This is a genomic window from Pseudomonas sp. S3E12 (genome assembly GCF_001702295.1).
GTDB lineage: Bacteria > Pseudomonadota > Gammaproteobacteria > Pseudomonadales > Pseudomonadaceae > Aquipseudomonas > Aquipseudomonas marginalis.
This window is the reverse complement of sequence record NZ_MBDT01000032.1, coordinates 888,985-900,916: the sequence shown is the minus strand read 5'-3', so window position 1 is coordinate 900,916 and position 11,932 is coordinate 888,985. Positions and strand designations below refer to the sequence as shown.

Here is an 11,932-nt window from a genome sequence, read left to right as displayed (position 1 = left end):
AGTTGTAGCCCCGGCGAGGCTGCGCAGGCCGTGACTCGAACGTGCTTAACGCGAGAGCAGCGGCGCTGCGCTTTTGTCCTCGGTGCCCACGTCATGCAGGGAAATCCTCGCGGTCTCCGGCAGCGCCAGCCCGCCCGCCAACGCCAGCAACGCCACGGCAATCAGGTAGAACGCCGGTGACAGGTTGCTGCCGGTGGTGCTGATCAACCACGTGGCCATCAGCGGCGCGGTACCGCCGAAGATCGTATACGCCATGTTGTAGGTAATCGCCGAAGCGGTATAGCGCGTGCGGGTCGGAAAAGTCTCCGACAGCAACGCCGCCGTCACCACACCGCACAATACTGCACCGACCGCCAGCAACATCACGCCGACAATGGACGCCGCGAACGAACCGGAACTGGCCATCAGGAACGACGGGTACACCACCACCATCAACAACACGCACGCCGTCATCACCGTGACCCGACGCCCCACGCGATCCGAATACAGCCCCGCCAGCGGGCAGATCGCCGCGGCGAAGATCAGCGCGATCAGCGACACCAGCAACGCCATCGCGCGACTCAGCCCACCGGCCACTTGCAGGTACGTCGCGAAGTAGGTGGTGAACATATAAAACGACAGCGCCGTCAGTGACACAAAAGCGCCCAGGCAGCAGATCGCCGCACCATGGTTGCGCAAGGTTTCCTTGAGCGGCGAGTGGGCCACCGCATGCTCCTGCTTCACGGCCTGGAAGGCCGGCGTCTCATCCAGCTTCCAGCGCAGGTAAAGGCCCACCAGGCCCAGCGGCGCGGCGATCAGGAACGGCAGGCGCCAGCCCCAGCTGCCCATGGCCTCGGCGGACAATGACGCTTCGAGTGCGTACGCCACCACGGCTGCGGCGGCGAAGGCGGAGAACGTCGACACCGGCACGAAGCTGCCGTACCAGGCGCGTTTGTCCCGGGGCGCGTGCTCCATCAGGTAGGCACAGGCACCGGCGTATTCGCCGCCGGCGGAGAAACCCTGGGCGCAGCGGATCAGCGATAACAGGATCGGCGCCGTGACGCCGATGGCGGCGTAGGTGGGCAGCAGGCCGATCAAGGTGGTGGCGCCGGCCATCAGCAGGATGGTCATGGCCAGGGTGCGCTTGCGCCCGATACGGTCGCCGAGCATGCCGAAGAAAATCCCGCCCAGGGGCCGGAAGGCGAAGGCGACGGCGAACACCGCGAAGGTTTTGAGCAAGGCCGCGCTGGCGTCGCCGCTGGGGAAGAACTGTTGGGCGATGGTGGCGGCGAGGAAACCGTACACGGCGAAGTCAAACCATTCGACGAAGTTACCGATGCCGGCGGCGATGATGACCTTGCGCAGGGTTTGGGGGCTTACCTGTTCGGTGGAGGGGCTCGTCATGGGGAAGGCCTCGGAAGGGGTCGGGGATGCTGGATTATCCGGGGAGGGTGTTGGGCGGCCGGGCTCAAAAGAGTCGTCCGCGTAGTCAGTAGCGACCGGGTGGGATGGGGGAGGCAGGAATTGGGCCAGGTCAGGCGGGGATTTATCGTTACCGGGCAGACTTGCGATAGGTCAGCAGCACAATCCCGGTCACCACGATGACGCCGCCGACTATCTGGCCGGCGCTGAGCATTTGATCGAGCACGACCCAGCCCATCAACAGCGTGGCCAGCGGCTCAATGTTCATGACCGGCGCATTGCGCGGCATGTCCAGGCGCGGGACCGACATGAACAGCACGATAAAACCGGTGCCATACAGCACCACCAACGTTGCGAGTGCCAGCCAGCCGGTACCCGTGGCCGGCGGGTTCAGGCCGCCGGGAAGGGCGCCGCTGAGGCCGGCGAGGTTGACGCTGCTGAACACGATGAAGATGGTCAGCAGGCTGCGCACGGAGCCGCGTACCTGGGACAACTTATGGTCGGTGATCCACAGCGCGCAGGCGAACACGAAGGCGGCGCAAAAGGCCAGGCTGACGCCGAGCAGCCATTGCGGGCCGATATCGGCACTGCTCGAGAGGCGGCCGGGTACGTCCAGCACAAACACCAGGCCCACCAGGATCAAGCCCATCAGCAAGGCGGTGCGCGCCGTCGGACGTGGGCCGCCGAATGCCCACGTGAGCAGGGCAAGCAGAATCGGGAACACGTTACCCACCAGCAGCGCCAGCGCCACCGGCACACGGGCGACGGCGGAGTAGAGGCACAGGCTCTGGGTGGCGATAAGCAGGCCCAGCAGCACTTGCCAGCGCCATGCACCTGCGGGCAGGCGCAGGTTTTGGCGTTGCCACAGTACCAGCACCGCCAGCACCAGCAAGGTGCCGCCTGAACGCAGCAGAATGGCCAACAGCACACCGGCGCCGTCATCGAAGGCGACGCGAGCGGCGATGTGATTGCCGGCGAAGGCACAGCCCATGCAGAGCAGAATCAACACGGCAATGGGGCGGGAGAACAGGGCGGGGGCAGTTTGCGTCGGGGCAGGCGGAGTCATGCTGGGGCTCGGGCGGTTGGCGCCATCGTCGGGGATGGCGATTTATTTTTAGGTTGTCGTACAACTTCGCGACGGGGTGATTTGTAGCGTGTTTGCGCCGAGGGAGCAAGGAGGGATTTGGTCTGGAAAAAACTCAGCGCCTGCTGAGCGCGAGCTTTGCGGCAAACAGCAAGAAGATCACACCGGTGGTGCGATCCATCCATTGGATGACCTTTTCGCGGCGCAGGAACCCGGACAGCGACTGCGTGGCGCCGATCAATACCAGCGACCACAGCAGCCCGAGCAGCACATGGATGCCCACCAGGCCGAAGGTCCAGGCAATCAGCGAATGCCCTTGGGGGATAAATTGCGGCAGGAACGACACGTAGAAAATCCCCACCTTGGGGTTCAGCACATTGCCCAGCATGCCCTTGATAAACCAGTTGCCGCCGGGCTTGCCATCGGCTGAAGCGGGTGCCAATGAGCGGCGCGGACGCACCAGCATGTTCAGCCCCAGCCAGGCCAGGTAAGCCGCGCCGCAGTACTTGAGCAGGTTGAACGCCATCTCCGACACCGCGATCAGCGCGCCCAGGCCAAAGGCAACCGCGGCGCCCCACACCAGGCAACCCGCGTTGATGCCCAGCGTGGCCTGCAGCGCCTGGCGCTTGCCTTCCACCGTGGCGGTGCGCAGGACCAGGGCGGTGTCGAGCCCGGGCGTGAGGGTCAGCAGGGTGGCGGCGAAGGTGAAGGCGAGGAGGTTGTCGGCGATGGACATGAGCGGGCTTCATGCAGAGGGATGAGTGGGCGTTAACCCAAGCTTGGCATGAGTGGTTATCTTGTGGCGAGCGGGCTTGTTGTGGCAAGCCCGCTCACCACAGTAAGCGGGCTTACTAGAGAAGCTTGTCTGCCTTCAGCGGTTGAAGCGCTCAACCAACGCGTATTGGGTGGCCGCGGTATTGGTCAGTTCCTTGCTCAGGTCCGTGGATTGATGGGCTTGTATCGAGGTCTGGTCGGCCAGTTCGGCGATGGTGGTGATGTTGCGGCTGATCTCCTCGGCGACGGCGCTTTGTTCTTCGGTGGCGGCGGCGATCTGGGTGGTCATGTCGGTGATATGCGACACCGCTTCGCTGATCCCCACCAGGGCCTGGTCCGCTTCCAGCACCCAGGTCACGCCTTCCTGGGCCTGGCGCTGGCCGTTTTCCATGCTTTGCACCGCGTTGCTGGAGGATGCCTGGAGCTTGGTGATCAGCCCATGGATCTGGGTGGTCGATTGTGACGTGCGCTGGGCCAGTTGGCGCACTTCGTCGGCTACCACGGCAAAGCCTCGGCCTTGTTCGCCGGCCCGCGCCGCTTCGATTGCGGCGTTGAGGGCGAGCAGGTTGGTTTGGTCGGCGATGCCCTTGATCACATCCACCACGCTGCCGATTTCGTCGCTGTCCCTGGCCAGTTGCGCCACGGTCACCCCGGTCTCGCCGACCATGGTGGACAGACGCTCGATGGCTTCACGGGTATCGCGCGCCACTTCGCGGCCGCGCCCGGTCAGCACGTTGGCCTGTTGGGTGGCGTCGGCGGTGCGTTGTACATGGCTGGCGACTTCCTGGGTGGTCGCGGCCATCTGGTTGACGGCTGCCGAGACCTGTTCGGTTTCCACGCGTTGGCGGTTCAGGCCTTTGGCACTGGCGGCAGCCAACTGATCGGATTGCCCCGCCAGGGTACTCAGTTGTTCGGCGCTGTCCTGCAGGCGGGTGAGGCAGGTTTTCAGGCGCGCGGTCTGGCTGAGAAACGCGGTTTCCAAACGCGACTGTGGGCCGCATGCGTCACTGTACATCTGCGCGATCAAGGCATCCGACGTCGAGGGTTCGACCCCCTCCAACAAACGCAGGGTACTGCCCTGGCGCCAGTGTGAGCACAGCAGGCCCACCGGCAGCGCGACCGCCACGGCCACTGCGACGGCCACCGGTGCACTGAGGAACAGCCCGGCGACGCTGCCAGCCACACCGGTGGCCATGTACGGCACGCAACTCAGTGCCGCCGGCAGCCAGGCATCCTGGCGCGGCACGCCCGGCTTGCCTTGGCTCAGACGCCGGTAGAGGGCCTGGGCGCGGCGGATTTCATCGGCCGTGGGCTTGACCCGCACCGACTCGAAACCAACGACCCGGCTGCCGTCGAAGATCGGCGTGACGTAGGCATTGACCCAATAGTGATCGCCGTTTTTCGAGCGGTTCTTGACGATGCCCATCCACGGCAGGCCTTGCTTGAGCGCACTCCACATGTGCGCGAAAACGGCGGGTGGCACGTCGGGGTGACGCACGATGTTCTGGGGCGCGCCGATCAGGTCGGCGCGTTCAAAGCCGCTGATATCGACGAAGGCGTCGTTACAGTAAGTGATCATCCCTTGAACATCGGTGGCGGAGATGAGTTTTTGCGAAGGCGCGAGTGAAATCTCGCGCTGTGTTACAGGCTGGTTGTTGCGCATTCCGACTACTCCCTGGTTGCACACAGTCCATCGGCGGCATTGGGCAGAAGATTAATGCGCATGGCTCATTTCGCCAGCCACTGGTCAAAAGCCTGAAACTTCCCGATGAAAAACCTCATAATGGCGGCCATTTTTGTTTAGCCCGTTATTCTGGTGTGCCCCCATGGAAATCAAGGTCAACTTTCTCGACAACCTCCGGCTTGAAGCCAAGTTCGATGACTTCACGGTGATTGCCGACCAGCCTATTCGCTATAAAGGCGATGGCTCGGCACCGGGGCCGTTCGATTATTTCCTGGCCTCGTCGGCGTTGTGCGCGGCGTACTTCGTCAAGTTGTACTGCAGCACGCGCAACATCCCCACGGACAATATTCGCCTGTCGCAGAACAATATTGTCGATCCGGAAAACCGCTATAACCAGATCTTCAAGATCCAGGTCGAGTTGCCGGCCGATATTTCCGATAAGGACCGCCAGGGCATCCTGCGTTCCATCGACCGTTGCACCGTGAAGAAAGTGGTGCAGGCCGGGCCGCAGTTCGTGATCGAAGAAGTGGACAACCTCGATGCCGATGCCCAGGCCCTGTTGATGCCGAGCGCGGGCAGCGAGGCGGGCACTTATATTGCCGGCAAGGACCTGCCGCTGGAGCAGACCATCGCCAACATGTCCGGGATCCTTGCCGGCCTGGGCATGAAGATCGAGATCGCCTCGTGGCGCAATATCGTGCCGAACGTGTGGTCGCTGCATATCCGCGACGCCCATTCACCGATGTGCTTTACCAATGGCAAGGGCGCGACCAAGGAGGGCGCCCTGGCGTCGGCGTTGGGCGAGTTCATCGAGCGGCTCAACTGCAACTTCTTCTACAACGACCAGTTCTGGGGTGAGGAACTGGCCAACGCGCCGTTCGTGCATTACCCGGACGAACGCTGGTTCCAGCCGGGCCCGAATGACGAACTGCCCGACGAAATCCTCGACGCGTACTGCCTGAAGGTCTACAACCGCGACGGCGAGCTGCGCGGTTCGCACCTGTTCGACACCAACTCCGGCAACGAAGCGCGCGGCATCGTTTCGCTGCCGTTCGTGCGCCAGTCGGATGGCGAGGTGGTGTATTTCCCGTCCAACCTGATCGAGAACCTCTACCTCAGCAACGGCATGAGTGCCGGCAACACCCTGGCCGAGGCCCAGGTGCAGTGCCTGTCGGAGATTTTCGAGCGGGCGGTGAAACGCGAAATCATCGAGGGCGAATTTGCCCTGCCGGACGTGCCGGCTGACGTGCTCGCGAAGTACCCGAGCATCCTGGCGGGTATTGCAGGCCTGGAAGCCCAGGGCTTCCCGGTGCTGGTCAAGGACGCGTCCCTGGGCGGCGAATTCCCGGTGATGTGCGTGACCTTGATGAACCCGCGTACCGGCGGCGTGTTCGCCTCGTTCGGTGCCCACCCGAGCCTGGAAGTGGCGCTGGAACGCAGCCTCACCGAACTGCTGCAAGGCCGCAGCTTCGAAGGCTTGAACGACCTGCCGCAGCCGACCTTCGAAGGCCAGGCGGTGACCGAGCCGAACAACTTCGTCGAGCACTTTATCGACTCCAGCGGTGTGGTGTCGTGGCGCTTCTTCAGCGCCCAATCGGATTACGAATTTGTCGAGTGGGACTTCTCCGGCCAGGGTGAAGACTCCAACGCCCAGGAGGCCGCGACTTTGTTCGGCATCCTCGAAGGCATGGGCAAGGAAGCCTATATGGCGGTGTACGAACACCTCGGCGCAACTGCCTGCCGCATCCTGGTGCCGGACTACTCGGAAATCTACCCGGTGGACGACCTGATCTGGGACAACACCAACAAGGCGCTGTTTTTCCGCGAGGACATCCTCAACCTGCACCGCCTGGACGAAGCGGAATTGCAGGCGTTGGTCGAGCGCCTGATCGAAAGCGAGCTGGACGACTACACCGACATCACCACCCTGATCGGCATCGAGTTCGACGACAACACGGCCTGGGGCCAACTGACCATCCTCGAATTGAAGCTGCTGATCTTCCTCGCCTTGCAGCAGTACGAGGAGGCCAAGGAGTGCGTGGAGATGTTCCTGCAGTACAACGACAACACCGCCGAGCGTGGCCTGTTCTACCAGGCGATGAATGCGGTGCTGGAGATGGAACTGGACGACGACCTGGAACTGGCGGACTACGAAGCCAACTTCCGCCGCATGTTCGGCAATGAACGGATGGACGCGGTGATCGGCTCGGTCAACGGCAGTGTGCGCTTCCATGGGTTGACGCCGACCAGCATGAAGCTGGAAGGGCTGGACCGGCATTTGCGCTTGATCGAGAGCTACAAGAAGCTGCATTCGGCGCGTGCCAACATCGTCCAGGGGTGACGCATACCCAATGTGGGAGGGAGCAAGCCCCCTCCCACAGTTGATCTTTGTTTTCTGGGGGGATTTATATCCGGGCCAAGGCCTGGGCGAGGTCTGCCCGTAGATCCTCCACGTCCTCAACCCCCACCGACAACCGCACCAACCCGTCGCCAATCCCCAACTGCGCACGGGTCGCCGCCGGGATGCTGGCGTGGGTCATGATCGCCGGGTGTTCGATCAGGCTTTCCACGCCGCCCAGGCTCTCGGCCAGGGCGAAGAGCTTGACGGTTTCCAGGAAGCGCGTGGCGCCGGCCAGGTCGCTGTTCAAGTCGACTGAAATCATCCCGCCAAACCCGCGCATCTGCCTGCGTGCCAGTTCGTGCTGGGGGTGGGATGCCAGGCCTGGGTAATAGACCCGGGATACCTGCGGTTGCCGTTCCAGCCAGGTGGCGAGGTCGAGGGCGTTGCTGCAATGGCGCTCCATGCGCAGCGCCAGGGTTTTCACCCCGCGCAGGGTGAGGAAGGCGTCGAACGGGCCGGCGATGGCGCCGACCGAGTTTTGCAAAAAGCCCACGCGCTCGGCCAACTCGGGGTTGTCGCCGACGATGGCGATACCGCCGATCACATCGGAGTGGCCGTTGAGGTATTTGGTGCTGGAGTGCACCACGATGTCGAAGCCCAATTCCAGCGGACGCTGGATCCACGGGCTGGCGAAGGTGTTGTCGGCCACGCAGAGAATGCCGCGGCTGCGACAGATACGGGCGATGGCGGCGAGGTCGGTGAGGCTCAGCAGCGGGTTGCTTGGGGTTTCGACCCAGACCATGCGCGTGTCGTCCTGCAGGGACGCTTCGAACGCCGCCACATCACTCAGGTCGACAAAGCTGAAACGGTGCCCGGCACTGCGCTGGCGCACCTTGTCGAACAGGCGGAAGGTGCCGCCGTAGAGGTCGTTGCCGGACACGATATGGGCGCCGGCATCCAGCAACTCCAGCACCGTGGAGATTGCTGCCAGCCCGGACGCGAAGGCAAACGCCTGGCTGCCGCCTTCGAGGTCGGCCACGCAGCGCTCCAGGGCAAACCGCGTGGGGTTGTGGGAGCGGCCGTAGTCGAAGCCCTTGTGTACGCCGGGGCTGTCCTGCAGGTAGGTGGAGTTGGCGTAGATCGGCGGCATCAGCGCGCCCGTGGTCGGGTCGGGTGATTGCCCGGCGTGGATCACACGGGTGGCAAACGCGCTTTTATCGGGCTGGCTCATGCAAGGGATCTCCGCAGGTGGTTGAGCAGGTCGACGCGGGTGATCAGGCCGTGAAAGCCCGCCGCGTCGGCAATGATGGCGACCAGGCCGCGATCCAGTTCAGCCTGCAATTCGGCCAGGCTGGCGCCGGGGGCCAGGGTGTGGACTTTGTCGCTCATGGCGCTGGCGACCATCATGGAGAAATCCGCCGCGTCATGGTGCAGGCCCAGCAGGATGTCGGACTCATCGATCACCCCCACCAGTTCGCGGCCGTCCACCAGCACCGGCAGTTGCGACACGTCTGCCAGGCGCATGCGCTGGAAGGCGGTGAGCAGGGTGTCGTCGGGGCTTACGCTGATCACGCGGCCATCTTCGAAGCGCCGCGCGATCAAGTCGCGCAGGTCGCCGTAGTGCTTGTAGTGCAGCAGGCCCGCATCGGTCATCCATTGGTCGTTGTAGACCTTCGAGAGGTAGCGGGTACCGGTGTCGCAAACAAAGGTGACCACGCGCTTGGGCACGGTTTGTTCGCGGCAATAGCGCAGCGCGGCCGCGAACAGGGTACCGGTGGAGGAACCGCCGAGAATGCCCTCGGCCTTGAGCAGTTGGCGGGCGTGGTCGAAGCTGTCTTCATCGCTGATGGAGTAGGCGTGGCGCACGCTGGACAGGTCGGCAATCGACGGGATGAAGTCCTCGCCGATGCCTTCCACCGCCCACGAGCCGGGTGTTTCCAGCTTGCCGCTGCGGCTGTATTCGGCCATCACCGAACCCACCGGGTCGGCGAGGACCATTTCCAGCTCGGGCTGCACCCGTTTGAAGAAGCGCGTCAGGCCGGTGAGGGTGCCGGCCGAGCCGACGCCCACCACGATCGCGTCCACATCGTGTTGGGTCTGTGCCCAGATCTCCGGCGCAGTGCTGGTCTCGTGGGCCAGGGGGTTGGCCGGGTTGTTGAATTGGTCGGCGAAGAAACAGCCGTCAATCTCCTTGGCCAGCCGCGCGGCCATGTCCTGGTAATACTCGGGATGGCCCTTGCCGACATCGGAGCGGGTGATATGTACCTCGGCGCCCATGGCCTTGAGGTGCAGCACTTTTTCCGTGGACATCTTGTCGGGCACCACCAGCACCACCCGATAACCTTTCGCCCGGCCCACCAGCGCCAGGCCCAGGCCGGTGTTGCCGGCGGTGGCTTCAATGATGGTGCCGCCGGGGCGCAGGCGGCCGTCGCGCTCGGCGGCGTCGATCATGGCCAGGCCGATGCGGTCCTTGATGGAACCGCCGGGGTTCTGGGATTCAAGCTTGAGGAACAGCGTGCAGGGGCCGGTATCGAAACGGCTGACCCGAACCAGCGGCGTGTTGCCGATCAGTTCGAGTACGGCAGGGCGGGGGAGCGTGGGCATGTCGTCACCTGAAGGCTTAGGGTGGGGGACAGCAAATGGCAGAGCATGGTCTGGAACAGTAGGTCGGTATTGGCGCGGTCGCAACCGAGGGGTCGATTGAATGTCTTTTTTTGGCGCATGGACGATGCCCGGGTGCGCCATCTACGCGCACGTTTTGCGGCGATACCCTTGTATTCATTGGCAGAGTGACCTGGCGTGGGCTTTGCTTAGATAAATCCAAACTTGGATACAAGATGGAGTTTCCCATGCACAACGTTGTTGGCTGGACCCTCGGTGAATGGCAGGCCGCTTACCGCAGCAGCGCGATCACGCCGGACATTTTGCTAACCCTGGCCGCGCAATACCCCGCCGAGGACAGCGCCTGGATCGCCCGCGCTCAACCGCAGGCATTGGCCGAGCAACTGGCGCAGTTGAGCGAACGATTGGCAGCCCAGGGCGGCGATATGACCCGGCTGCCGTTGTATGGCGTGCCGTTTGCGATCAAGGACAACATCGACGCGGCCGGCTGGGACACCACTGCCGCCTGCCCCGAATTTGCCTATCGCGCGCCCCGGGATGCCTCGGTCGTGCAGAAGCTGCGCGCCGCCGGCGCAATCCTGATGGGCAAGACCAACCTCGATCAGTTCGCCACCGGCCTGGTGGGCACCCGCTCGCCGTATGGCGCGGTGGGCAACAGTTTCAATGGGGATTACGTCAGCGGCGGCTCCAGCTCCGGTTCTGCGTCGGTGGTCGCCCGTGGCCTGGTGGCGTTTTCCCTGGGCACCGACACGGCGGGCTCCGGGCGTGTACCGGCGGGGTTTAACAATATCGTCGGGTTGAAGCCGACCAAGGGGCGTTTGTCCAATACCGGCCTGGTGCCGGCTTGCCGCACGGTGGATTGCGTCTCGGTGTTTGCGTTGACCGTGGAAGATGCCGAGACCGTCGCGCACGTTGCGGCGGGATACGACGCCAGCGATGCCTATTCCCGCGCCAACCCCAACACGGCGCCAGTGGCGGTGGGCGCTTCGATCAAGCTGGCCATCCCGGCGGCCCTGGAGTTTTTCGGCGATACCCAGAACCAGGCCGTGTTCGAACAGGCGGTCGAGCACTTCAAGGCGCTGGGCGCGGTAATCACCCCGGTGGATTTCACTGCGTTCAAGGAACTGGCGGACCAGCTGTACTTCGGCCCTTGGGTTGCCGAACGCACCGTAGCCCTGGAAAGCATGCTGGAAAACCAGCCCGAGGCAATCAACCCGGTGGTGCGCGGCATTGTCGAAAATGGCCGCCGGTACAGCGCCTGCGACGCCTACAAAGCCGAATACCTGCGGGCCGAACTGAGCCGCCGTATCAATGACAGCCTGGCCGGTTTCGATGCCTTGCTGGTGCCGACTTCGCCAACCCTGCGCACCATGGCCGAGATGGCGGAGGAGCCGGTGCGCTACAACTCGCAGTTCGGCTACTACACCAACTTTACCAACCTGGCCGACCTCTCGGCCCTGGCGCTGCCGGCCGGTTTGCGTGCCGATGGCTTGCCCAGCGGCATTACTTTGCTCGCACCGGCCTGGCATGACACGGCGCTGGCGCACCTGGGCAAGCGCTGGCAAGCCAGCCTGGAGCTGCCTTTGGGCGCCACCCAGCGCTATCTGCCGGCACCGTCCGCACCCGCCCAAGCCCCCGGCTGCGTGCGCGTGGCGGTGGTGGGTGCACATCTCACCGGCATGCCACTGAATGTCCAACTGACGACGCGTAACGCGGTGCTGGTGGAGCAAACCCTGACGGCCGACACCTACCGCCTGTACGCGCTGCCCGGCACCGTACCGCCCAAGCCAGGGCTGGCCAAGGCGGACAGCGGTCGGGCGATCATCGTCGAGCTGTGGGACATGCCCCTGGCACGCTTCGGTGAGTTCGTCGCCGAGATTCCCGCGCCGCTGGGGATCGGCAACCTGCTGCTGGCGGATGGGCGCAGCGTCAAAGGTTTCATCTGCGAGCCCTGGGCACTGGCCGACGCCCTCGACATCACCGAGTTCGGTGGCTGGCGCGCCTTTATTGCGAGTCGCGGTTAAGC

Annotated in this window: 8 protein-coding genes; 2 read left to right on the top strand and 6 right to left on the bottom strand. The window is 63.9% G+C overall.

What is annotated here, in order from left to right:
• Positions 1-45: 45 nt before the first annotated feature.
• The 4 genes from BB029_RS28335 to BB029_RS28320 form a co-directional block, all read right to left on the bottom strand.
• A complete protein-coding gene (locus tag BB029_RS28335; RefSeq protein WP_065941738.1) occupies positions 46-1,383 on the bottom strand; it encodes an MFS transporter in 1,338 nt (445 codons plus the stop codon).
• A gap of 148 nt (positions 1,384-1,531) precedes the next feature.
• Complete coding sequence (locus BB029_RS28330; RefSeq protein WP_065941737.1) at positions 1,532-2,467, bottom strand: DMT family transporter; 936 nt, start codon at positions 2,465-2,467, stop codon at positions 1,532-1,534.
• A 133-nt stretch (positions 2,468-2,600) separates the two neighbouring features.
• On the bottom strand, positions 2,601-3,221 hold the full coding sequence (locus BB029_RS28325) for a LysE family translocator (RefSeq protein ID WP_065941736.1): 621 nt from the start codon (positions 3,219-3,221) through the stop codon (positions 2,601-2,603).
• Positions 3,222-3,356: 135 nt separating this feature from the next.
• Positions 3,357-4,838, bottom strand: coding sequence for a PAS domain-containing methyl-accepting chemotaxis protein (locus tag BB029_RS28320; RefSeq protein ID WP_371914636.1), 1,482 nt, complete (start codon positions 4,836-4,838; stop codon positions 3,357-3,359).
• A 247-nt stretch (positions 4,839-5,085) separates the two neighbouring features.
• On the opposite strand from BB029_RS28320, the gene BB029_RS28315 reads away from it, so the two are divergent.
• On the top strand, positions 5,086-7,284 hold the full coding sequence (locus BB029_RS28315; protein ID WP_065941734.1) for an OsmC domain/YcaO domain-containing protein: 2,199 nt from the start codon (positions 5,086-5,088) through the stop codon (positions 7,282-7,284).
• A gap of 64 nt (positions 7,285-7,348) precedes the next feature.
• Here the strand turns inward: BB029_RS28315 and BB029_RS28310 are convergent, their stop codons facing one another.
• Positions 7,349-8,515, bottom strand: coding sequence for a cystathionine gamma-synthase (locus BB029_RS28310; protein WP_065941733.1), 1,167 nt, complete (start codon positions 8,513-8,515; stop codon positions 7,349-7,351).
• The gene (locus BB029_RS28305) at positions 8,512-9,888 is read right to left on the bottom strand and encodes a pyridoxal-phosphate dependent enzyme (protein ID WP_027608450.1); all 1,377 of its coding nucleotides are present in this window, start codon (positions 9,886-9,888) and stop codon (positions 8,512-8,514) included. The genes BB029_RS28310 and BB029_RS28305 overlap by 4 nt, the downstream gene beginning before the upstream one ends.
• 245 nt (positions 9,889-10,133) lie before the next feature.
• Here BB029_RS28305 and atzF point away from each other — a divergent pair, with 245 nt between their 5' ends.
• Entirely contained in the window at positions 10,134-11,930 is a 1,797-nt protein-coding gene (atzF, locus tag BB029_RS28300) for an allophanate hydrolase (protein WP_065941732.1), read from the top strand.
• Positions 11,931-11,932 lie beyond the last annotated feature (2 nt).